Origin of the sequence: Chitinimonas prasina (assembly GCF_030160395.1) — a bacterium.
Lineage (GTDB): Bacteria > Pseudomonadota > Gammaproteobacteria > Burkholderiales > Chitinimonadaceae > Chitinimonas > Chitinimonas prasina.
In genome coordinates, this window is sequence record NZ_BSOG01000001.1 from 821,616 (window position 1) to 843,221 (window position 21,606).

Consider the following 21,606-nt stretch of genomic DNA (forward strand, 5'->3'; position numbering starts at 1 on the left):
GGTGTAACAATCTGTAGCAGTGCCTGGCTCATGCTCCTCGCCCTGCTGGCGATACCATGGGCGTACTGGGGATGGTTGAGACGCCGGGACAGATACAACCGTTACTTCTGACCCGCTAGCACAGGAAAGCATCATGTTTCGCATGTATCTGGTGGCCGCCAGCCTGGCCACCGCATTATTCGGTTACGGGCAGTACAAAGGACAGCCGCTGTTCGGTGACGACACCGAGACGCGTGAACGCAGCGGGTCGGTCTCATCAGGCGGCCGGCTTTATCATAAATAAGTGGAGTCACACCCATGGATATACTCAAGCTCGATTACATACTGGCCTCCCTGATCTATTCCCTGCTCGGCGTGGCCGTGTTCTGGGTGGCCTTTATCATCATCGACAAGATCACACCCTACGACCTGTGGAAGAATCTGGTGGAGGAGCGCAACCAGGCCCTGGCTACCGTGGTGGGCGCTATGTGTCTGGGCATTGCCATCATTGTCGCCTCCGCAATCCATTAAGCGCCGCCAGTAAACACCGCTGGTGCCGTGGCGCCAGCGGTGCCCACGTACCGCCCCTTGCGAGCCTGGCCACCCGGCGCAACGGGCTACCCCGCCACCAAGCGACAGGCAGGTAGGCGACACAGCCGTAACCCAGGCAGTGGCCCACCCCTGCAGCCTCATTGTCAGGAGTTGAACGCCGTCACCGTCCCACGATAGCGCACGCCCGGCTATCGTATGCCACACCGCAGCCTCCCTTCGCCTATACCACCAAGCCATGCCCTACGCCCTGCTGTTCTCCGTTTTTGTCGTCGCCGCCTGCGGACTGGCCTACGAGCTGGTCGCGGCTGCGCTGTCCAGCTACCTGGTCGGCGATTCCGTCACCCAGTTCTCCACCGTCATCGGTGTCTACCTATCAGCCATGGGTGTGGGCTCCTGGCTGTCGCGCTATTTCCAGCGCGATCTGATCGGCAGTTTTATCCGCATAGAACTGGCCGTGGGCTTGTTGGGCGGCTTTTCGGCGGCCGCCCTGTTCTTTGCCTTCACCTGGCTGAGCGGCCCTTTCCTGCTGCTGCTCTACCTGCTGGTCTTTGTCATCGGCATGCTGGTGGGGCTGGAGATTCCCTTGGTGATGCGCCTGCTGGAGCATCGCCTGCAGTTCAAGGATCTGGTCTCGCGGGTGCTGAGCATAGACTATCTAGGTGCATTGGCCGTCTCCCTGCTGTTCCCGCTGTGGCTGGCCCCCAAGCTGGGCATGGTACGCACGGCCCTGCTGTTTGGCCTGCTCAATGTGCTGGTGGCCCTATGGACCACCTGGCTGTTCCGCCATGAACTGGTCAGCCGCCGGGTGCTCTGGCTGCAGGGTGGATCTGCCCTGGTGCTGATCGTGGCCGGCTTCGCCGCCGCCGACAGGCTCAGCAGCATTGCCGAAACGGCCTTGTATGAAGACCGTATCGTGCTGGCCGAAAGCACGCCTTACCAGCGTATCGTACTGACTCGCTGGCGCGATGACGTACGGCTGTTCCTCAACAACAATCTGCAGTTCAGCGCCCGCGACGAATATCGCTACCACGAGGCGCTGATCCACCCTGGCTTGGCCAGCCTGCCCTGGGCCAAACGGGTACTGGTACTGGGCGGTGGCGATGGCCTGGCCATACGCGAGATCCTGCGCTATCCGCAGGTGGAATCCGTCACCCTGGTAGAGCTGGATCCCGCCATGCCCGCCCTGTTCAAGCAACATCCTGCGCTGCGAGGGTTGAATGGCGATGCGCTCAACTCGCCACGGGTACGTATCATCAACACCGATGCCTTCCGCTGGCTGGAAAGCCAGGCCAATGCCTACGACTTTATCGTGGTGGATTTCCCCGATCCGACCAATTTCGCCGTCGGCAAACTCTATACCAACACCTTCTATCGCATGGCGGAGCGGGCCTTGAGTGCACGCGGCCGCATGGTGGTGCAATCCACATCGCCCCTGTATGCGCGGCAAAGCTACTGGACCGTGGTGCAGACGATAGAGAGTGTAGGCCTGCAGACCCGCCCCTACCACGCCCTGGTTCCCAGCTTCGGCGAGTGGGGTTTCATCCTGGCAGGGCGCGAGCCCTACACCCCACCCCAACGGCTACCCACCGGCCTGCGCTTTATCAACGCAGATACCATACCCGGCCTGTTCAACTTTCCTCCCGACATGGACCGCACCCCGGCCGAAGTCAACCGCCTCAACAACCAGCTGCTGGTGCGTACCTTCGAGCAGGAGTGGAAGCAGGTGCAGCGATGAAGCGGCGGGATTTCCTGCGGGCCGGCTCGCTAGCAGCTGGCAGCCTGGGGCTGGCTGGCTGCAGCCGCACGCCCCCACCCGGCCTGCCGCCTGGACAGTTGCTGGGACCATCGCAGGCGCTGGGGCACAGGCTGCGTGACGGCACCGGCTTTCCTGCTGCCAGCGAAACCCGCAAGGTGGAAGCCCTGATAATAGGTGGCGGCATGGCCGGCCTCAGCTGCGGCTGGTGGCTCAAGCGCCAGGGCCATGCCAGTTTCGCCGTGCTGGAACTGGAGAACGAAGCCGGCGGCAATGCCCGGAGTGGCAGCAACCCCATATCGGCCTACCCCTGGGGCGCCCACTACCTGCCATTGCCTGGGCCAGAGGCACCTGAACTGCGCTTGATGCTGGCCGAGTTCGGTGCGCTCAAGGGCGACCCGCATGCCTTGCGGCCGGAGTACGAGGAGCGCTATCTGTGTTTCGCCCCGCAAGAGCGCCTGCATATCCACGGCGCCTGGCAGGAGGGTCTGCTGCCGCAGTTCGGTATTGCCCAGGCCGAGCGCCATCAACAACAGCGTTTCGTCGAGCAAATAGCCAGCATGAAGGCCACCCTGGACGGCCGCGGTCGTCCTGCATTTGCCACGCCCAGCGCACGCGGCGGCTCGCCTACCGCTGCGCTGGCCGGCATCAGCATGGCCGACTGGCTGCAGCAGCAAGGCTACGATGCGCCCAGCCTGCACTGGTGGGTGAACTACGGTTGCCGTGACGACTACGGTACCGATTATCGCCAAACCTCGGCCTGGGCCGGCCTGCACTACCACGCCGGCCGGCACGGCCAGGCCAGCAATGCCGACAGCGACGACGTACTGACCTGGCCGGAGGGAAATAGCTGGCTGACACGGCGCATGGCCCAGGGCCTGGGTGATGCGCTACAGCCCAATGCCATGGCCTGGCAGATCGAACAGACGGCGCAGGGCTGCAGCGTGCTGGTCTATCTGGCGCAGGAGAATCGCAGTGTGCGCTACCTGGCCGACAAGCTGGTGTGGGCCGCACCGGCCGGCTTTCTAGCCCATGTCATGCCCAGCTTGCCGCCGCCCTGGCAAACCGCCATGGCGCAACTGAGCTATGCGCCCTGGTTGGTCGCCAACCTGAGCTTGCGTGCTCCGCCCGCCGAGCGGGGGCAACAGCCGCTGTGCTGGGACAATGTCCTGTATGGCGCTGCCGGGCTGGGCTATGTGGTGGCCAACCATCAATCCCTGCAGCTGCATGATCAGGGCTGTGTCCTGAGCTACTATCGCCCACTCACCGAGGCCACGCCTGCCGCCGGCCGCAAGCTGCTGCAAACCGCCCCCCACGCATACTGGGCGCGCAGCATTCTGGCCGAACTGGGGCGAGTGCACCCCGACCTGCCGGGCCTGACCGAGCAACTCGATGTCTGGCGCTGGGGCCACGCCATGCTGCGCCCCACCCCCAGCCTGTTCAGCAGTGATGCCCTGCCGCGCCTGCGGCAGCCACAAGGCCGTATCATGCTGGCACACAGTGATCTCAGCGGTTTTTCGCTGGCCGAGGAAGCCCATTACTGGGGTGTGCGCGCAGCACGCTGGTTGCTGGACCACAAGGATGAATTCGCATGAACGGCCTGCATCTCACCGCCGACCTGTATGACTGCCAGCAACCGTCCCTGCTGACCGACGAAGCCGCGCTGCAGCAGCTATGCCTGAGCCAGGTCGAGCTGGCCGGCCTCAAGGCAGTATCCGCCTGCTGGCATCAATTCCCCGCCAGCGAGGCTGGCCCAGGCGGCATCACCGGCGTGGTGCTGCTGGCCGAATCGCATCTGGCCCTGCATACCTGGCCGGAGCGTAGCGGCGTGACGCTGGACGTATATGTCTGCAACTTCGGCGCCGACAACAGCAATAAAGCCGAATCCTTACTGGCAGCCTTGCTGGCAGCCTTTGAGCCACGACAGCAGCAGCTGGGCCGCCTGCAGCGCGGCGATGCAACCACCGATCACGCTATCTAGACAAAGTAAAACGGGGCAATCACTGCCCCGTTTTACTTGCTTCCCAGCATCTGCGCCAGGTCGGCGAAGCCCTCTTACTGCTGGGCCCGATACGTCACCTTCAGATTGAAGGTCGATGCCGCATAACCGTTCACCATGACATAGACGTCGCCATTGGCCGTGACCGCCACGCTGCAGCTCTCGGCCGAACCGGACTTGTAAGGCCGGCAGTCATAGCTGCTGGTGGTGGGCGCAGCACCCTTGCGCACATACAGGTCGGCGTCACCAGTGCCGGTAAGGTCGGCCTTGAAGGTCGTGCCACCGGCCACCTTGAACGGACCGTAGTTGGCCTTCTGGCCCCTGGCCAGGGTGCCGGAGAAGTTCTCCACGGTGTCGCCAGGTACTGGGTCGGACGGACCATCGCTACCCAGTTCCACCGCGAAGGCGGCAGCCAGCCTGGCGAACTTGAGCGCATGTTGCGCCTGGTTGCCCATGTTGGCATAGGTATCGTTGGCCGTGTGGATGCGCGGATTGGACTGGCTGAAGGTCGCCTCGAACGGCAAGGAGGCGGCAAAACCCTGGCCGGTCCAGGAGGCGTGGTCCGAACAGCCATAGCCACACTTGTCGTAGCCCAGCTTCAGCGTGGGCAGATAGGTGGTGACCAGGTTGCCGATAAAGGTGTTCTGCTGGCTGTCGGTGTAGTCGGTATAGATATAGATGTCGTTGACCGAGCCCTTGTAGTTGGTCATGTCCAACTGCATGACACCCACCACATTGACGTTGTCGGTCTTGAACTTCCTGGCGATATCCTGCGAACCGCGCAGGCCAACCTCCTCTGCCGCATAGCCCATGAATTTGATGGTGCGGCGTGGCTTGTAGCCGCTGCTGATCATTACCCGAGCGGCCTCGGTGAGACTGGCGATGCCGGAGGCATCATCGTCGGCGCCGGGTGCACGGGTGTTTTCACCGGTGCTGCCCACGGTGGAATCCAGGTGGCCGCCCAGCACCACGACTTCGCTGGCATTGTCGGTACCCCGGATGGTCAGGATCACCGACTTCTGTGGCCAGCTGGCATGGCTGAACTGTTCCACCGTCACATCGCTGCGGCCGGCTGCCAGTTGCTGCCAGCGTTGCAGCAGCCAGTTGGAAGCTGCGACACCGTGGCTGGTGGTGTAATAGCGGTTGGTGAAGGCGGCCAGGTCGTTGATGGTGCCCGCGATATTGCTGTCCTGCAGTTGCGGCAGCAGCGGGTTGACCGTGGTCTGGTTGTCGATCACATAGCTGGGGCGGCTGGCCATGGCCACTGCGGGAGGCGGCTGCAGTGCTGCGATGGCAGCGGCGCGGCTGGGATGGGCCATATAGCCACCGCAGCGACGCAGCTCGTGGTGCACGGCCTCGCTCAAGCCACCCAGCAGCCCTTCATCCACTTCCACGGCATAGGCGCGCTCCAGCCCTACGGCCCGGCCCAGGCCGGCACTGGCAGGCTGGACGCGGCTCTCGCCGGCCACCACCTGTGGTGCCAGCTTCTTCAGCTGTACATAGGCCGCATCGCCCACCGTAATCCAAACCTTCTTGCCGCTAGGGGCGCTATCGGCCCAGGCCGTCAGGCACAGGCCCGCCAACAGCAACGGCATGATCTTCTTTTGCATGGTGTTACTCCTTGGTCCATCTGGCAGATGGCTTGTTCGGTCACTCATGGAAAAACCCCGCACCTTGCGGTGCGGGGTTCAGGAACGGCTTACTGATGGTTGGCAACCAGCGAGACGCCGCTGAAGGCCGAGTAGCCGTTGATCATGACGTAGTAGGTACCGGTCTTCGGCGTGGCGATGTTCACCGTCTCGTTGTTACCACTCCGGTATGGGCGGAAGTCATACGAGGTGGTGGTCGGTGCCGAGCCGAACTTGATGTAGATGTCAGCATCACCCGTACCGCCCGACATGACGAAGGACAGGTTCCTGGCGCCAGCCGGTATCACCATGGTGTAGTTGAGCTTGGCGCTGCGTGCACCAGACAGACCTGTTACCGGCACACCCTTCTGCAGCACGGTGCCAGTCGGTGGCTGGGTGCCGCCGCTGCAGGACACACCGACTGACGCAAAGGCCGAAGTCACATCAGCCTTGGAGTAGCCGCGCGACTCTGCCGCCTTTTCCACACCGCAAGCACCCTGATCCCAGGTGCTGTTCGCGGTCCAGTGCAGGCGGTTGGCATCCACCATCACCTCGAAGGCCTTGCGGGTATTCCAGCCGGCCTTGGTGGCAAGCAGGTAGAAGGCCTTGTTGTAGACCCCGCTGGAGTAGTGGACATCCATACCGCTGGTGAAGTCATTGGCATGGCCGATGGAACGGCCGTCCTGCGGCGGGTTGTCCATATAGCGCAATGCGCCGCTGGCCTTGAAGATTTCCGCGCCGACCTTCCAGTCGTTGGTGCCCTTCATGAAGTATTCGGCAGCTTCGCCAGCCATGTCGGAGAAGGCTTCGTTCATGCCGCCGGAGCGGCCCGAATACACCAGCCCGGAGTTCTGCTCGGTAAAGCCATGGCTGACTTCGTGAGCCGATACATCGAGCGACACCAATGGGTAGAAGGTGCTGCCGCCATCACCGAAGGTCATGGCAGTGCCATCCCAGAAGGCATTCTGGTAGTTGTTGCTGTAGTGCACCCGCATCTGTAGGGTCTGGCTGATGGGGCGCAGGTTGAACCAGGCCTGGTACATATTGAACACGACGTTGCCGAAGTAGTGGGCATCGTTCAAGGGCGAGTAGGCGCCATTGATCTGCTTCACCGTATTGCGGGGGCAGGTGAACTGGTAGGGGGTGCTGCCACTGGTGCCATGGTTGAGGTTGACCGTGATGACGTTGCCGCTGTTCATCTTGCAGTCATCGGTCACCACCAGAGGACCAAAGTCGGTGCCATATTCATACTGGCCGGTCTTGGTGTTGCCGCCAGGGCCGGTCGCGTCACGGTGGTTCAGGCCTTCCCAGCGCTCCACCACCGCGCCTGTATTGGCATCGATCAGGAAGTGGGGACGGCTGGGCTTCTTGGCGTCATGGACCATGAACGACACCAGGTAGACCAGGCGAGCCACATTGTTCTTGTCCATCTTCACAAACAGGGTGGACTGGTCGTTCTCGGTGGGGCCATAGATGCGCGCTGCATTCTTGGCTTGCGAGATCACCTGGCTACCGCTGAACACCGGCTTGGCGCTGGGCAGATCGTTGGCCAGGCTCTTTAGCATGGCGCCCGACAACTGCGGGGCGGCCTGGCCGGCCTTGCGCTGTTCGACCACGGCCTCACCCCAGACGGGCACGCCCTGGTGGAACTGCTGGTAGCGGGTGACCACATTGCCATTGGCGTAGCTTTGGCTGCGTTGTACCCGCAACTCGCTGTCACTGAGGCCCAGCATGCTATGTATGGTCTTGTCACTGCCAGTACTGGCAGTAGCGGACATACGCTCGGATGTGAAACCCTCCAGTTCAACACGCTCAGCAGCCATGGCGCTAAGGGCACCGGCAACCAGCATGGACAGGAGAACGGGACGGGCTACTGCGTTAAACGCTTGCTCCATTATTTTTGTTTCCTCTACTCAGTTTCCATGGGGACCATTCCCCAAAAACTGACCTGTTTGCCGTCGATAGTCGGCCAACAGGTCCCCCGTGCACCCTGCCGATAGGTAAGGCGCTACGTTGCTGGCAGCCACCCCTTGGGAGGGTGGCTGATCCGTCCTGGTGCCCGCCCGGCAAGCGGGCAGGCGGAATCTACTGGGCCGTGCTGCGCACATCAGGGCAGCCGGTTCAGGTGCAAACTGCAATCAGCAGGGGAGAGATGTGGCCGGGTGTGTACGCACCGGTCACCGGGCATCTGCCACCCCCTGGCAACAGGTGGTGTGACAGCACCCTCGGCATCCCGGTGGAGCGTATCCCCAGGCGGCCTTTTTTCTTGTAGACCTACTGGGTAGTAGTAGATGGAATGGGCGGAATCAAAATGCCAACGTCATCAAGCCGACGAACGGTAGGCCATGACTTGTCTACGCAACAAGGATGTAAGCGATTTTTAACCGTATCGTCTTGTACATGACACAAGCACGAGGCACTGGCCAAGCGCGCCAGATATAGACTTACCCTAGCTGGGTAAGTCATGTATGGGGTATTGAATCCCACAAGTCATGTACAAGACAAAATTTCAGCGGCGGTAAAAAAACAACACCGTATAGATGCCGAAAGCGGTCATGAAAAATGAGCCGAACAGGTGGCTAGCCGCTGTGGATAGCGCCCAGCCGAACTGTCCGCGCAGCATCATGTCGACCACTTCGGCCGAATAGGAAGAGAAGGTGGTCAGGCCACCGAGAAAGCCGGTGATGACAAACAATCGCCATTCCGGTGCAAGGCCGGGGTGCTGGGCAAAATAGCTGACGGCAATGCCGACCAAATAGCCCCCCACCAGATTGGAGGCCAATGTACCCACGGACAGATTGCTCGACAGGGTGCTGAGCCAGTTAGTCAGCCCCCAGCGCGCCAGCGCACCCAAGGCGGCCCCCAGGGAAACAGCCAGGACGGGAAGTAGCATGATGACGTACCGCAGCCGGTTATGAAGCTAAACCATTGAAAAACCCAAGCCCACCGATGACAGGCACCAACGGCGAAAGATGCAGAACCGACCCGGAGAGTGCCCAGTGGTTTGGGCTACCCTGGTGCCGGCCCAGTCCTTCACCCATCAATGACTTGAGTCTACAACAGGCCCTGAAGCCCATTCAAAATGATAGCCAGCGGCGGCGAGGCGCCCTTCACCCACCGCAATGCGGATACCGTCGCGGCCTCCAAGGCTGGGGAGCGGACTCAATCAAGGGAGATGCCGCCTGCTCAGGCTGAGCAGGCGACCAGCGCCAGGGTTCGCCTGGCGCCTGCCCAGCCATGACTTGATTTCATGCCAGGCTCGCCAACGGGGTGGATGCACGCACCCACCCGCAGCATATCAAGGGCGCGGACGCTTGATCACCTGCACGCCCAGCTGCTTGAGCTTGCGGTACAGGTGGGTACGCTCCAGCCCCACCTTGTCGGCCACCCGGCTCATATTGCCGCCTTCCAGGCCGATATGGTGGTCGAAATAGGCACGCTCGAACTCGTCGCGCGCTTCGCGCAGCGGCTGGTCGAAATTGAACTGCGGGCCGCTCATGGCCACCGACTGTGCACGCGGCGGCGAGAACTGCGACAGCACCCGGTTGACCGGCGTGGCATCGATGTCCACCTCGGCCGAGGTCAGCGCCAGGCTCTTGACGATGTTGTGCAGCTGCTCGTGGTTACCCGGCCAGTCATGCTGGCGCAGGGCATTGAGCGCCGACGAGGCAAACCGGCGCGGGCCGGTCTTGTTCGATTCCACCACACTGGCCAGGATATGCTCGGCCAGCTCAGGGATATCATCCCTATGCTCGCGCAGCGCCGGCAAAGGCACCACGATCTGCGACAGATAGGTGAACAGCGCCGGGTCAAACCGGTCAATCAGCTCCGGCAGGCTGCGGCTGGTTGCGCAGATCAGCCTGACATTGTGCTTGTCCAGCTTGGGCAGCAAGGCCACCAGCGCTCCCTGTGCCTTGCGCTCGTAATGGCCGATATCGCGCAGGAACAGCGTACCATTGGCCGCCCGTGTCACCAGGTCCGCCCCCGATTCCACCAGGGCATCTTGGCTATCCGGCGCCACAAAGGGCGCGGTGGCCACACTGAGATAGCGGGCACAGGCGACAAAGCCGCTGCCGGGCTCCCCCGTCAGCAGCAAGGGATAGGAAAGGTTCTGCGCCTGGTCCAGCTGCTTTTTCAGGATCAGGATCAGCGGGCTCTTGCCCAAGGCCGCCAGCGAGTTCTCAGCCACCTTGGGCTGCACTTCGCCGTGCTTGAGCGCACGCTTCACCGTCGCCAGCAGCTTTTGCAGGCCTATGGGTTTTTCCAGGAAGTCAAAAGCCCCAATACGGGTGGCTTCGACCGCGGTATCGATGGTGGCATGGCCAGACATCATCACCACCGGCATGGTCAGCTGACCATTGCTGCCCCATTCCTTGAGCAGCGTCACCCCATCGGTGTCCGGCATCCAGATATCCAGCAGCACCAGCGCCGGCCGGCCCTGGTTGCGCAGTTGCCGAGCCTGGGCTGCATTCTCCGCTACCACGACCCGGTAGCCCTCGTCCTGCAGGATCTCCGACAGCAACTCCCGGATACCGATCTCGTCATCGACGATCAGAATATCGTTACTACCCACTCGTTTTCTCCCCTTGCTCTGCCGGGCCGGCTTGATTCCGGCCCACCTGCATTTGATCCGCAATCGGTAAGTCTATCCTGACGCAGGCGCCATGCGGCTCCACGTTATAGGCCACGATCTGGCCGTGATGCTCATCGATGATTTTTTTCACCACAGCGAGCCCCAGCCCGGTTCCCTTGAGCTTGGTTGTCGCATAAGGCTCGAATATGCGTTGTAGAATAGCATCACTGAAGCCAGAACCGTTGTCTTCTACCGACAATCGTACCGTTTTCTCGCGTCTTTCGGTGCGCAGTTTGATGCAGCCGAGCATATCGCCCGCCACAGCCTCCTGTGCATTCTTCAGAAGATTGTGCACAACCTGGCGCAACTGGGTGATGTCGGCCACCACCCACAGTCCCCCTTCTCCCACCTGGCTACGCTCTATCGGCGCCGTTTCATACAGCACCAGCACCTCGTCCAGCAGCTTGGCCAGGTTTACCGGCGCCAGTTCGGCCGAAGGCTGCCGGGCATATTCGCGGAACTCGTCCACCATGCGCTTGAGCGCCCCCACCTGCGCCACGATGGTGGTGGTGGAGCGGGTCAGCACATCGCGGCTGGCATCGTCGAGCTTGTCGGCCAGCTTATGCTCCAACCGCTCGGCGGCCAGCTGTATGGGGGTCAGCGGATTGCGTATTTCATGCGCCAGGCGCTTGGCCACCTCGCCCCAGGCGGCATCGCGCTGGGCGCGCAGCAAATCGGTGACATCGTCGAACACCACCACCGCGCCACCCTGATCAACCTCGCCATGAAGGCGGGCGCCATGCACCAGCAACATGCGGGTACTGCCGTCAAAGCCAACTTCCAGCTGGCGGTGCCAATCCTGTTGCGAAGCGTTGAAGGCCTGTATCACTCCCTCGGCAAAGCTGCCCAAGTGGGGGTAGTCCTCCAGCCAGTCAGTCAGCTTGAGTACGTCCAGCCGGTCGATTTCGGCATGCAGTATCTGCCCCGCGCTGACATTGGCGGCCCGCAGGCGCCACTTTTCATCGAAGGTCAGCACCCCAGCCGTCAGGCTGCCCAGCACGGTTTCCAGGTAAGCCTTGGCAGAGGCGGTCTCCTGTTGCTTCTGCTCCACCTGATCGCGTGCCTCCGACAACTGCCGGGTCATGCGGTTGAAACTGTGGGTAAGCGTGCCCAATTCATCCTGGCTGACCACGGGCTGCACCTGAGAATAATCCCCCTGCGCGACTGCGCGGGTACCCGCCGCTAGCACCGTCAGCGGCGCCGCAAGCTTTTCCGACAGATACATGCCCAGCACCACAGCACTGAGCAAGGCCAGCAACAGGGCCAGGGTCAGGGTCAAGCCGAAGCTCTGCTTCAGCGCAGTGCGGGAGAGTGCCAGCAGCTTGTAGGCGTTGCGCATCTCCTCCACCTTCTCGGCATCACTGGCCAGTTGCTTGGGCACAGGCTGTATCAGCTGCAGGGCGCGGGTTTCGGTACCAAAGCTGCTCTGGCTGGCATAGTTGGGATTGACCGGTACGATGACACGCAGGCTGAGGCCGTAGTCGGGCGTGGTCTCCAGCGCCCGGTACGGCAGCTGCGCCTGTACCTGCTTGAGCATATTGCGGTCAGGCACCAGCGGCACCGGGTTGGCATACTCATCACCCACATGGGCGATCACCTTGCCGCGGCCATCAAACAGGCTGGCCTCCTGCACATTGGTGGTTTCGCGCAGGCGCGTCAGCGTCCCCAATGCCTCGGCGTCGTACTCATCGGACAACTGCCCCGCCATCACCTCGGCCTTTTTCATCAGGTCGTCCAGCGAGTAGTTAAGCACCTGGTTGCCCAGGTTGAGGCCGCTATCCAGGGCGGTATCCACATTAACGTCGAACCAGGTCTCGATGGACTTGGTGAGGAACTGCACCGACAGCATATAGACCAGAGCGCCAGGCAGGACCGCCACCATGGCAAACATCAGGGTCAATCGCCAGGCCAGACGGGAGCCGAACTGGCGCGCCCTCACCTGCTTGCGCAACCGCATCAGGCGGGTGCCCACCAATGCCACCAGGCCCACCACCATCAGGATGTTCAGCGCCAGCAGCGGCTCATAGTAGCGGCCGAACACGGTGGAGTTGCCGATGGAGGTGGCCAGCATGAACAGCAGGATCACTGCCAAGGAACCCAGCAGAATGAGGGTATTACGCATGGGCATGGCTATTGGGCCTCTTCGAACTCGACTGTAGTCTGCTCGGAGTTCAGCTTCCACTCGGCATCGCCCAGCAAACCCAGTTGCAGGGGCTTGGGCAGCTTGTCGGTATCCAGCCGCATGGTCAGGTGGCCGGCAAAACGGCTGTCGAGCTTCTTGGTCACCGACCCGCGCTCAGCCACCATCCAGTCGCGCACCACGCCCAGGCTGCGCAAGGCGCCATCCAGGGTATCGTAGCTGCGGTAGAGCGTGCCCACACCCACCCGGTAGCTACGGGTGAGGCCGTGGTATGACAGGCGATATTCAATGCGCGCGGTAGGGTCAAACCAATCGGCTACCCGCCGCCAGGCCCAGTACCAGCGGGGCTTGGTGAGCGTGAACTCGACCGCAAAGGTTAGCGGCACCCCGGATAACAAGGCATTTTCATGCATGGCATCGAGGCTGACCAGGAAGCGGGCATCAATGCTAAGCCGCCCGTCCTGCTCCACCCCATGATAGGACTCCAGCGCGATGCCACCGGCCCATAGCGGCAGGCAGCACAACAGGGCACAAAGCTGCAGCAGCAGGCGCTGTATGTTAGTCCTTGGCAAGCAGGGTGTAGAAAAAGCCATCGTGGCGTTCGTTAGGCAGCAGTTGCCCGCTTTCCGGCATACCTGGTAGCAGGGACAGCCGCCGTGCGTCGGGGTGGCGCGTCAGGAAATCAGCGACATGTTGTTCGTTTTCCTGCGGAAACACCGAGCAGGTTACATAAAGCAGTTTACCACCCGGTTTGAGACATCCCCATAAAGCTTCCAGCATGGCGGCCTGCTGCGTGGCGAATTGCGCAAAATCGTCGGGCCGACGCAGCCATTTGATGTCGGCATGGCGCCTTGCCACCCCCGAGGCCGAACACGGCACATCGGCCAGGATGCGGTCAAACTGCTGGCCGTCCCACCACCCGGCAGGCTGGGCCGCATCGCCCACCACCAGCCTTGCCTTGAGGCCCAGCCGGTCGAGGTTGGACTGCACCCGCTTGAGCCTGGCCTCATCAACATCCAGCCCCGTCAGGTCCAGCGCAGCCAGCTCCAGCAGATGACCAGTCTTGCCCCCGGGGGCACAACAGGCGTCGAGCACCCGCATGCCATCGGCCACATCCAGCAGGGGAGCGGCCCACTGCGCGCCAATATCCTGCACCGAGCATACGCCCTCGAAGAAACCTGGCAACTTGTCGACCGGCACCGGCTCCTGCAGGCGTATGCCTGCCTCGCCATCCCCCTCTGCAGCCATGCCCGCAGCCCGCAGGCTGGCCAGATAGGTATCGCGCTGCTGCTGCCGGCGATTGACCCGCAAGCTCATCGGCGGATGCAGGTTGTTGGCTGTCAGCACCGCCTGCCAATCCTGCGGATAGGCTGTACGCATGGCCGCCACCCACCATGCCGGATGGTTCCAGCGGGCCTTGTCATCCTGGCCAGCAGCGGCCAGCAAGGCGTCCTTCTGCCGCAGGAAGTTGCGCAGCACGGCATTGACCATGCCCTTGGCGTAGCCCCCATTGAGCTGGGTAGCCACCTTGACGGCATGATCCACCACCGCGTGGGGGGCGCTACGGCCCCAAGCCAGTTGGCTGATGCCGGTTGCCAGCAGGGCACGGACGGCAGGGTCGGTATCCGGCCGCTTGAGCAAGCGCCCCAGTACAAAATCCACCTCGCCGTAATGGCGCAGGGTGGTGTAGGCGATATCCTGGATGGCCGCACGCTGGCGCGGCTCCAGTTCGGGGCTGCGCTGGTGCTGGCGGGCCAGCACATCGGTCAGGTTGCGGCCGGCCAGGACGGCGGCAACCGCCTCGCTGGCCAGGCGTTGAGTCAGGAACATGGCAAGGCTTCTATGAGTAAGGTGATGCAGTAACGATCAAACGGCGCCGAGCACGGGCATCAGCCCAGCACATCGCCGACGGCCAGCTTGCCCGCCGCCAGGAAATCCCGCACCGGCAGACGCTTGCCGCCAGGACGCTGCAATTCCGTCAGACACAACACGCCCTGTCCGGTGGCGACCCGCACACCGTCGGCACCTATCTGCAGCACCGTGCCGGGTACACCGCCACCCGCTTCTGCCTGGGCAGCCCAGCATTTGATCAGTTCCTCGCCGTGGCGGGCGGTGGTGCCGGGGAAGGGATCGAAGGCCCGCACGCGGCGGGCCAGCAGTTCGGCCGGCTGCTGCCAATCCAGCGCGGCTTCCTCCTTGCGTATCTTCTCGGCATAGGTCACGCCTTCTACCGGTTGCGGTACCACCGCCGCCTGCAGTGCGGGCAGGTCGACCAGGGACGCGACGATGGCCTCAGCACCGCAAACTGCCAGTTTGTCATGCAGGCTACGGGTGGTATCGGTGGCTGTGATCGCAACTGGGTGGCAACTGAGCATGCCACCGGTGTCGAGACCGGCATCCATCTGCATGATGGTAATGCCGGTAAGCGAATCACCCGCTTCGATGGCTCGCTGTATGGGGGCTGCGCCGCGCCAGCGCGGCAGCAGCGAACCATGGATGTTGAGGCAACCCAGCCTGGGCATATCCAGCACCACCTGCGGCAGGATGATGCCGTAGGCCGCAACCACCATGACATCGGCCGCCATCGCCGCCACCGGCGCCTGCTGCTCGGCAGTACGCAGCTTCTCGGGTTGATAGACCGGCAAGCCATAGCGCTCGGCCAACTGCTTGACCGGCGAAGCCAGCAATTTCATACCTCTTCCAGCCGGCCTGTCAGGCTGTGTCAATACCAGCACGATCTCGTGGCCGGCATCGATCAGGGCCTGCATGGCGGTAGCGGCAAATTCAGGTGTGCCGGCAAAAATCAGCTTCATCGGTTCTACTCTATCTGCAGGCGCAGATGACAAGGTGCCAGGGCAATGTGGCGCGCAACGCACGGCGCCCTGGCCAGGAGAGAAAATGCCCATGTCGGCCAGCATGACACTAGGCCAAGCCATCGCAGGGCTGCACAAATACCACACAGCCAAAACCGGCAAGGGCGCCTAATACTGCGCTTGCCAGATCGCTTTAGAGTGTCTTGCGCTGGTTCTTTTTCAGGCGCGACAAAATGCGGGTTTGCTTCAGACGGGAGAGTTTTTCCACAAAAACCCTACCCTCCAGATGATCCATTTCATGCTGTATGCAGATAGCCAACAGGCCCTCTGCTTCCAGCTTGAAGGGCTTGCCATCGCGGTCCAGCGCCTCGACCACCACATGCTCGGCCCGCTCCACCTCTTCATAGATACCGGGCACCGACAGGCAGCCTTCTTCAAAAACCGTGTAGCCATCGGCACTGACTATGCGAGGGTTGATCAAAGCCAGCAAACCGCTTTTATCCTCGCTCACATCAATGACCACCACCCGTTTATGCACGTCCACCTGGGTGGCCGCCAGGCCGATACCAGGGGCTTCGTACATGGTCTCGGCCATGTCATCGATTAATCGACGAATATCGTCGTCGACTTTTTCAACCGGCGTTGCAACCTTATGCAAACGCGCGTCCGGATAATGCAGGATATTCAGGATCGCCATATTTTCTTGCTAGCCTATCTATTTGGATGCAGAATTTGAGCAATTGGTTTTAAATGACCTTAGCATATACTTAGTGGCATTATGCCACGTTGCCATCAGCGTCCAGGCCCCGACCAAACAAGGAAGCCAGTCATGCGCCCGTCCAGTATCCGCGCCAAACTCATTTCCCGTATCGCTCCAGCCGTCATTATAACGCTGGCAGCGATCTTGCCGGCTGCGGCCGATGAGCTGACCCTGCAGGAAAATGCCCCAGACCGCTATGTCGTGGTCAAGGGCGATACCCTCTGGGACATCTCCGGGAAGTTTCTCAAACACCCTTGGAAGTGGCCAGAAATCTGGAACATGAACAAGGACGAAATCAAGGATCCGCACTGGATTTACCCCGGTGACGTGATCGTGCTCGACATGAGCAGCGGCAACCCGCGCCTGCGCCTGCTTGGCAACGACGCCAATGATGCCCGGCGCAGCCGCGACAAGCTGAACCCCAAGGTGCGGGTCACCCAGTTCGACAATATGTCGTCGCCCCCCATCCCCACTAGCGCCATTGTGCCCTTCCTGACCCAGCCGCTGGTGGTCGAGGAAAGCGAGTTCCTGCAAGCGCCCCGCATTGCGCAGAACGCGGATGACCGCGTTACCCTGACCATGGGCGACACGGCCTATGCCGTCGGCGTTACCGGCAACCCTGGCGACCAGTGGCAGGTATTCAACGGCGGCAAGCTGTTGCGCGACCCCGACACCAAGGAAGTACTAGGCTACGAAGTGCTGTATGTGGGCGATGCCGTGACGCGCCAGGTGGCTGACGTCAGCACCATCAGCATCACCAAGGTCGCCAGGGAACTGGCGCTTGGCGATCGACTGATCCCCAAGCCACGCATGGCCTACCCCAACTACGTGCCGCATATCCCTACTCGCGATGTGGAGGGCAAGATCATCTCCACCGTCGGTGGTGTGAATGATGCCGGCCCATATACCACGGTGGTGATCAACCGTGGCGAACGTGACGGCCTGGAGCTGGGCCACGTACTCAATGCCTACAAGGCACCACGCCCGATCAAGGCCGCCAGCAAGGCCGAGAAGGGCATGATGACCCCTGCGGAACGCAATGGTTATGTCTTTATCTATCGTGTCTTCCCCAAGGTGTCGTACGGCTTGGCCCTGAACGGCACCCGTCCGCTTAACCTGCTGGACGTGGTGCGCAAGCCCTGATCCTGTAGTTTTGCGGCAAAGCCGGACAACATGGCGCGACCTAATCGGTCGCGCTGTTGTTTGTGCCCAAGCAGATCGCTGGCGCCAGGCAGGCGCCATGCTGCGATACCAATGCAGTACGACGGCACGAGACAGTGCCGCGACGCCGGGGAGGCGACCATGCGGGACACCGATAGCGAAGACTGGTTACGGCTCAGCCTGACGCCCGGCATGGGCCCGGCGCATACCTGCCGGCTGCTGGCCGCCTTTGGCACGCCTGCCCAGGTGTTGGCCGCCAGCCAGGCCAGCCTGGCGCGGCATGTGCCCGACAAGCTGGCACAGGCGCTGAAGCAGGGGCCAGACCCTGAGCAACTGGCCCGCTCGCTGGCCTGGCTCGACACCCCCGAAAACCGCCTGCTGACCCTGGCCGACAGCGACTATCCGTCCAGCCTGCTGGAAATCAGCGATCCGCCTCCCGTGCTGTATGCCAAGGGCCAGGTCGGGCTGCTGGGCAGCGCCAGCCTGGGCGTGGTGGGCAGCCGCAATGCCACCCCCCAGGGCGTGCAGAACGCCGAAGCTTTCAGCCGTGACCTCTCGCAACGCGGCTGGTGCATCGTCTCGGGCCTGGCCCTGGGCATCGACACCGCCGCCCATCGTGGCGGGCTCAGCGGCCCCGGCAGCACCATCGCTGTGGTCGGCACCGGGCTGGATATCGTCTACCCTGCCCGCAACCATGCGCTGGCACACCAGATCGCAGCGGAGGGCCTCATCCTCTCCGAGTTCGCGCTGGGCACGCCTGGCCGTGCAGGCAACTTCCCCCGCCGCAACCGCATCATCTCGGGCCTGGCCCGTGGCGTGCTGGTAGTGGAGGCCGCCTTGCAGAGTGGTTCTTTGATTACCGCCCGGGAAGCCGCCGAACAGGGGCGCGAAGTGTTCGCCATTCCCGGCTCCATCCATTCGACCTTATCCAAGGGCTGCCATCAGCTGATCAAGCACGGCGCCAAGCTGGTGGAAACCGCTGCCGACATCCTGGAAGAGCTGGGGGCCGCGCCGGAACCCGCTGTTTTACGACCAACGGCAAAAAACCCGGTAGCACCGGCCGATGCGGCAGAAGCCAGCTTGCTGGCGGCTTTGGGCCATGATCCCCTCGATATTGACAGCCTGGTTACGCGCGCCAACTTGACGCCCGACCGGGTCTACGCGATGCTGTTGACGCTGGAGTTGACAGGACAGGTCGCCAAACTACCCGGAGGCCGCTATCAACGCTTGGCCTGAATGTAACCGTTACCCGCAATACCAGAGGTCTCCCGTGTTCGACGTACTCGCCTTTCTCTTCGAACAATATTTCTCGCTGGACAACTGCCCGGACCGCAGCACCTTGGCCAAACAGTTGTCGGCTGCGGGCTTTGACGACGAGGAAATTGGTGAGGCACTGGACTGGCTGAGCGAGTTCGATGAACTCGACAATGCCCCCTATGCCTTGCTTGATGAACGCAGCATCGCCATGGCACGCGTGCTGCACCCCAGGGAAGAAAGCCGCCTGACCGTAGAGGCGCAGGCGTTTTTTCACTACCTGTCGAGTTCGGGTGCCCTCAGTGCGGGCAAACGCGAACAGCTGATAGACCGGCTGATGCAGAGCAACGCTCAGTCCATCGATGCCGAAGCGGTCAAGCGCGTGGCACTGATGGTGCTCTGGCGGCAGGGCGATGATCTCGCCAATCTGCTGATTGAAGAGCTGCTATTTGCCGAGTCTGACGGTCAGATGCATTAGTCCAATGCGCTAGCAGGATTGGCTTTTCCTGCTGCCGCACCTACATTACCCCTAGATATCGCGTTGCAGCCCGCTTGCCAAGCCGGGCTGTACGCACTCCAACTCACCGCCTCTTGCGGAGCCCGCATGGCTGATAATCTGTTGATCGTCGAATCGCCCTCCAAGGCGAAAACGCTGAAGAAGTACCTCGGTAGCGATTTTGAAATCCTGGCGTCGTACGGCCATGTCCGCGGCCTGGTTCGCAAGGATGGCTCGGTCGATGTGGACCATGGCTTTGCCATGAAGTACCAGGTCATCGCCAAGAACGCCAAGCACGTGGACGCCATCGTCACCGCAGCCAAAGCCGCCAAGAACGTCTATCTGGCAACTGACCCGGACCGCGAAGGCGAGGCTATCTCCTGGCACCTGTTGGAGATACTCAACGGCAAGAAGGCCCTGGACAAGAAACTGGTGAAGCGCGTGGTGTTCCACGAAATCACCGAAACCGCCGTCAAGGCCGCCGTGGCCAACCCGCGTGATGTGGACAGCCACCTGGTGAATGCCCAGCAGGCACGCAGCGCGCTGGACTATCTGGTGGGCTTCAACCTCTCGCCGCTGCTATGGCGCAAGGTTCGTTCCGGCCTCTCTGCCGGCCGCGTGCAGAGTCCGGCCTTACGCCTGATCTGCGAGCGAGAGAACGAGATACGGGCGTTTACTGCCCAGGAATACTGGTCGGTCCATCTGGACAGCCACAAGGGCAAGACCAAGTTCGGTGCACGCCTGCACGAATGGCGCGGCAAGAAGCTCGAACAGTTCGATGTGCCGGACGAGGCCACCCAGGCCGAGATACTGGCCGCACTGGCGGGCAAGCCGGCCAGCGTCAGCAATGTGGAAAAGAAGCGCAAGAGCCGCAACCCCACGGCGCCCTTCACCACCTCCACCATGCAGCAGGAGGCAGTGCGCAAGCTGGGCATGACTACCGACCGCACCATGCGCACGGCCCAGCAGTTGTATGAGGGTATTGCTCTGGGTGACGGCACCGCCGGTCTGATTACCTATATGCGTACCGACTCGGTGGCCCTGGCCAACGAAGCAGTGGCCGAGATACGCGAGTACATAGGCAGCCAGTTCGATGCCGAGTCGCTACCGGCCAGCCCGGTGGTCTACAAGAACAAGTCCAAGAATGCCCAGGAGGCCCATGAAGCCATACGGCCGACCTCCATCCTGCGCACGCCTGCCTCGGTCAAGGCTTATCTGTCAGCCGAGCAGTTCAAGCTGTATGAAATGATCTGGAAGCGCACCCTGGCCAGCCAGATGTCGCCGGCCAAGTTCGATACCACCAGCGTGGATATCGCCATGGGTGAGGCCATCTTCCGCGCCAGCGGCCAGGTGCTGGTGTTTGCCGGCTTCCTTGCCGTCTACGAGGAAGACGTGGATGACGCTGAGGATGAGGACAACGCCAAGCTGCCGGTACTGGAAGCCGGTGAAGACCTGCCGGTAGACAAGCTCTACGGCGAGCAGCACTTTACCCAGCCACCGCCCCGTTACTCGGAAGCCTCGCTGGTGAAGGCGCTGGAAGAGTTCGGCATAGGCCGCCCCTCCACCTACGCCTCCATCATCAAGACGCTGAAGGATCGCGAATACGTCAACCTGGACAAGAAACGCTTCCTGCCGACCGATACCGGCGAGGTGGTGAACAAATTCCTGACCGACCATTTCGGTCAGTACGTCGATTACCAGTTCACCTCCAAGCTCGAAGACAAGCTCGATGAGATCTCCAACGGCGAGCGTGACTGGATACCAGTGATGGAGGAGTTCTGGACCGGCTTCTCGCAGCAGGTGGAAGAAAAGAAGTCACTCAAGCGCAGCGAAGTCACGCATGAAGCCCTGGATGAAGCCTGCCCCAAGTGCAGCAAGCAGCTCACCGTGCGGCTGGGCAAACGTGGGCGCTTTGTGGGCTGCACCGGCTACCCCGAGTGCGACTACACCCGCGACATGAACGAGACGGCCGAGCAGAAGGCCGAGGAGCAGGTGCAGGTCATCGAAGACCGCGTCTGCCCCGATGACGGCGGTCAGTTGATCGTCAAGTCCGGCCGCTACGGCAAGTTTATCGGCTGCGCCAACTACCCCAAGTGCAAGCATATCGAGCCGCTGGAAAAACCCAAGGACACCGGCGTCACCTGCCCTGTCTGCAACACCGGCATGCTGATCGAACGCAAGTCGCGCTATGGCAAGCTGTTCTATAGTTGCAATACCTACCCCAAGTGCACCTACGCCACCTGGAATCCGCCCATCGCCGAGACTTGCCCCAAGTGCCAGTGGCCGGTGTTGACGCTGAAGACCACCAAGCGGCGCGGCCTGGAAAAAGTCTGTCCGCAGAAGGAGTGCGGCCATGCCGAGACGGTGATGACACCGGAGCAGCTGGCGGCGCAGGCAGAGAGCAGCGAGTAAGCGCCTGGTCAGGCCAAGGAGGCCCG

The 21,606-nt window shown here is 62.0% G+C and carries 18 protein-coding genes; 9 read left to right on the forward strand and 9 right to left on the reverse strand.

Annotation, left to right across the window (positions count from 1 at the left end):
• Nucleotides 1–133: 133 nt before the first annotated feature.
• From QQK16_RS03935 to speD, 5 genes are all read left to right on the forward strand, one after another.
• Nucleotides 134–283, forward strand: a complete 150-nt coding sequence (locus tag QQK16_RS03935) for a hypothetical protein (protein WP_284195121.1) — start codon at nt 134–136, stop codon at nt 281–283.
• A gap of 14 nt (nt 284–297) precedes the next feature.
• Nucleotides 298–510 (forward strand): DUF350 domain-containing protein, encoded by a 213-nt coding sequence (locus QQK16_RS03940; protein WP_284195122.1) that lies wholly within the window; start codon nt 298–300, stop codon nt 508–510.
• A gap of 256 nt (nt 511–766) precedes the next feature.
• The gene (locus QQK16_RS03945; protein ID WP_284195123.1) at nt 767–2,266 is read left to right on the forward strand and encodes a polyamine aminopropyltransferase; all 1,500 of its coding nucleotides are present in this window, start codon (nt 767–769) and stop codon (nt 2,264–2,266) included.
• Entirely contained in the window at nt 2,263–3,879 is a 1,617-nt protein-coding gene (locus tag QQK16_RS03950) for an NAD(P)/FAD-dependent oxidoreductase (RefSeq protein WP_284195124.1), read from the forward strand. Before QQK16_RS03945 ends, QQK16_RS03950 begins: the two co-directional genes overlap by 4 nt.
• Nucleotides 3,876–4,265: an adenosylmethionine decarboxylase gene (gene speD / locus QQK16_RS03955; RefSeq protein WP_284195125.1), complete on the forward strand. Its 390-nt coding sequence runs from the start codon at nt 3,876–3,878 to the stop codon at nt 4,263–4,265. Before QQK16_RS03950 ends, speD begins: the two co-directional genes overlap by 4 nt.
• Before the next feature lie 74 nt (nt 4,266–4,339).
• Here speD and QQK16_RS03960 read toward each other — a convergent pair whose 3' ends face one another.
• The 9 genes from QQK16_RS03960 to def all read right to left on the reverse strand — a co-directional run bounded on the left by QQK16_RS03960 (nt 4,340) and on the right by def (nt 16,194).
• Nucleotides 4,340–5,893 carry a M28 family metallopeptidase gene (locus QQK16_RS03960; RefSeq protein WP_284195126.1) on the reverse strand — a complete coding sequence of 518 codons (1,554 nt, stop codon included), beginning with the start codon at nt 5,891–5,893 and terminating at the stop codon, nt 4,340–4,342.
• A gap of 89 nt (nt 5,894–5,982) precedes the next feature.
• Nucleotides 5,983–7,806 (reverse strand): M4 family metallopeptidase, encoded by a 1,824-nt coding sequence (locus QQK16_RS03965; protein WP_284195127.1) that lies wholly within the window; start codon nt 7,804–7,806, stop codon nt 5,983–5,985.
• A gap of 614 nt (nt 7,807–8,420) precedes the next feature.
• Entirely contained in the window at nt 8,421–8,804 is a 384-nt protein-coding gene (crcB, locus tag QQK16_RS03970) for a fluoride efflux transporter CrcB (protein ID WP_284195128.1), read from the reverse strand.
• A gap of 405 nt (nt 8,805–9,209) precedes the next feature.
• Nucleotides 9,210–10,484 carry a sigma-54-dependent transcriptional regulator gene (locus QQK16_RS21210; protein WP_308446979.1) on the reverse strand — a complete coding sequence of 425 codons (1,275 nt, stop codon included), beginning with the start codon at nt 10,482–10,484 and terminating at the stop codon, nt 9,210–9,212.
• A complete protein-coding gene (locus QQK16_RS03985; RefSeq protein ID WP_284195129.1) occupies nt 10,477–12,666 on the reverse strand; it encodes a sensor histidine kinase in 2,190 nt (729 codons plus the stop codon). Before QQK16_RS03985 ends, QQK16_RS21210 begins: the two co-directional genes overlap by 8 nt.
• A gap of 8 nt (nt 12,667–12,674) precedes the next feature.
• Nucleotides 12,675–13,256 (reverse strand): DUF4390 domain-containing protein, encoded by a 582-nt coding sequence (locus QQK16_RS03990; RefSeq protein ID WP_284195130.1) that lies wholly within the window; start codon nt 13,254–13,256, stop codon nt 12,675–12,677.
• A complete protein-coding gene (gene rsmB / locus QQK16_RS03995) occupies nt 13,243–14,514 on the reverse strand; it encodes a 16S rRNA (cytosine(967)-C(5))-methyltransferase RsmB (RefSeq protein ID WP_284195131.1) in 1,272 nt (423 codons plus the stop codon). The genes QQK16_RS03990 and rsmB overlap by 14 nt, the downstream gene beginning before the upstream one ends.
• 59 nt (nt 14,515–14,573) lie before the next feature.
• On the reverse strand, nt 14,574–15,497 hold the full coding sequence (gene fmt / locus QQK16_RS04000; RefSeq protein ID WP_284195132.1) for a methionyl-tRNA formyltransferase: 924 nt from the start codon (nt 15,495–15,497) through the stop codon (nt 14,574–14,576).
• Between the two features lie 193 nt (nt 15,498–15,690).
• On the reverse strand, nt 15,691–16,194 hold the full coding sequence (def, locus tag QQK16_RS04005) for a peptide deformylase (protein ID WP_284195133.1): 504 nt from the start codon (nt 16,192–16,194) through the stop codon (nt 15,691–15,693).
• A gap of 132 nt (nt 16,195–16,326) precedes the next feature.
• On the opposite strand from def, the gene QQK16_RS04010 reads away from it, so the two are divergent.
• The 4 genes from QQK16_RS04010 to topA all read left to right on the forward strand — a co-directional run bounded on the left by QQK16_RS04010 (nt 16,327) and on the right by topA (nt 21,580).
• Nucleotides 16,327–17,400, forward strand: coding sequence for a LysM peptidoglycan-binding domain-containing protein (locus QQK16_RS04010; protein WP_284195134.1), 1,074 nt, complete (start codon nt 16,327–16,329; stop codon nt 17,398–17,400).
• 159 nt (nt 17,401–17,559) lie between these two features.
• Nucleotides 17,560–18,654, forward strand: coding sequence for a DNA-processing protein DprA (dprA, locus tag QQK16_RS04015; RefSeq protein ID WP_284195135.1), 1,095 nt, complete (start codon nt 17,560–17,562; stop codon nt 18,652–18,654).
• 34 nt (nt 18,655–18,688) lie between these two features.
• A complete protein-coding gene (locus tag QQK16_RS04020; protein ID WP_284195136.1) occupies nt 18,689–19,150 on the forward strand; it encodes a DUF494 family protein in 462 nt (153 codons plus the stop codon).
• A 126-nt stretch (nt 19,151–19,276) separates the two neighbouring features.
• Nucleotides 19,277–21,580 carry a type I DNA topoisomerase gene (topA, locus tag QQK16_RS04025; RefSeq protein WP_284195137.1) on the forward strand — a complete coding sequence of 768 codons (2,304 nt, stop codon included), beginning with the start codon at nt 19,277–19,279 and terminating at the stop codon, nt 21,578–21,580.
• Nucleotides 21,581–21,606: the final 26 nt, after the last annotated feature.

Coding starts and splice junctions, on each gene's coding strand:
- QQK16_RS03935 (WP_284195121.1), top strand. CDS start 134: ATGTTTCGCATGTATCTGGTGGCCGCCAGCCTGGCCACCGCATTATTC.
- QQK16_RS03940 (WP_284195122.1), top strand. CDS start 298: ATGGATATACTCAAGCTCGATTACATACTGGCCTCCCTGATCTATTCC.
- QQK16_RS03945 (WP_284195123.1), top strand. CDS start 767: ATGCCCTACGCCCTGCTGTTCTCCGTTTTTGTCGTCGCCGCCTGCGGA.
- QQK16_RS03950 (WP_284195124.1), top strand. CDS start 2,263: ATGAAGCGGCGGGATTTCCTGCGGGCCGGCTCGCTAGCAGCTGGCAGC.
- speD (WP_284195125.1), top strand. CDS start 3,876: ATGAACGGCCTGCATCTCACCGCCGACCTGTATGACTGCCAGCAACCG.
- QQK16_RS03960 (WP_284195126.1), bottom strand. CDS start 5,893: ATGCAAAAGAAGATCATGCCGTTGCTGTTGGCGGGCCTGTGCCTGACG.
- QQK16_RS03965 (WP_284195127.1), bottom strand. CDS start 7,806: ATGGAGCAAGCGTTTAACGCAGTAGCCCGTCCCGTTCTCCTGTCCATG.
- crcB (WP_284195128.1), bottom strand. CDS start 8,804: ATGCTACTTCCCGTCCTGGCTGTTTCCCTGGGGGCCGCCTTGGGTGCG.
- QQK16_RS03985 (WP_284195129.1), bottom strand. CDS start 12,666: ATGCGTAATACCCTCATTCTGCTGGGTTCCTTGGCAGTGATCCTGCTG.
- rsmB (WP_284195131.1), bottom strand. CDS start 14,514: ATGTTCCTGACTCAACGCCTGGCCAGCGAGGCGGTTGCCGCCGTCCTG.
- fmt (WP_284195132.1), bottom strand. CDS start 15,497: ATGAAGCTGATTTTTGCCGGCACACCTGAATTTGCCGCTACCGCCATG.
- def (WP_284195133.1), bottom strand. CDS start 16,194: ATGGCGATCCTGAATATCCTGCATTATCCGGACGCGCGTTTGCATAAG.
- QQK16_RS04010 (WP_284195134.1), top strand. CDS start 16,327: ATGCGCCCGTCCAGTATCCGCGCCAAACTCATTTCCCGTATCGCTCCA.
- dprA (WP_284195135.1), top strand. CDS start 17,560: ATGCGGGACACCGATAGCGAAGACTGGTTACGGCTCAGCCTGACGCCC.
- topA (WP_284195137.1), top strand. CDS start 19,277: ATGGCTGATAATCTGTTGATCGTCGAATCGCCCTCCAAGGCGAAAACG.